The sequence below is a fragment of the Loktanella sp. DJP18 genome, assembly GCF_049310965.1.
Classification (GTDB): domain Bacteria; phylum Pseudomonadota; class Alphaproteobacteria; order Rhodobacterales; family Rhodobacteraceae; genus Loktanella.
In genome coordinates, this window is record NZ_JBMERN010000377.1 from 1 (window position 1) to 723 (window position 723).

A 723-nucleotide genomic window follows, 5' to 3' on the forward strand; every position below is an offset into this window, starting at 1 on the left:
CACAGGCAGCTTCCTGAGCAGGTAGGGGTAGATCTTGTGACCAGGTGCCGGCTTGGAGGTGTTCGGCTTGCGATACAGTGCCTCGATGCCCATGCGCTTCATGAGCGTGGCGACGTGCAACCGGCCAACCTTGAATCCTTCCTGCACCAGCAGACCTTGCAGCATCCGGCCCCCTGCGAAGGGGAACTCCATGTGCAACTTGTCGATCCGGTGCATGAGTTTCAGATCGGCGTCCGACACCGGGCGCGGCTGGTAGTAGACGCTGCCCCGGCTGATCCCCAGCACGATGGCCTGCCGGCTGACGCTGAGTTTTGCAGCAGGATCGATCATTTTTTTGCGCTCGGCAACAGACCCGCCTTGCCGAGCGCGCCGGACAAAAAATCATTCTCCAGCGCCAGCTCTCCGATCTTGGCATGCAGCGTCTTCACGTCGATCACCGGCGCTGGCTCGGCCTTCGGGCCATCGCCGAAAACGCCTGTCGCGCCTTCCAGCAATTGGTCACGCCACTGCTTGATCTGGTTCGGATGGACGTCAAAGTCCTGCGCCAGCTCGATCAGAGTTCGTTCGCCCTTGATCGCGGCGACAGCGACTTTCGCCTTGAAAGCCGGACTGTGATTCCGGCGCGGTCGTCTTGTCATGGTCATCTCCTCGCTTGCAGCATCATGCTGCTGTTGCGCGGAAAATCCACTTATCCCGGCTGTTCAGTTTTCCCGAGCCACTTCT

Annotated in this window: 1 pseudogene; it reads right to left on the reverse strand. The window is 60.2% G+C overall.

Annotated elements, in window-relative coordinates:
- A pseudogene (locus tag ACOI1H_RS26015) lies at positions 1-638 on the reverse strand (IS3 family transposase); the annotation flags it as partial.
- Between the last annotated feature and the right edge of the window lie 85 nt (positions 639-723).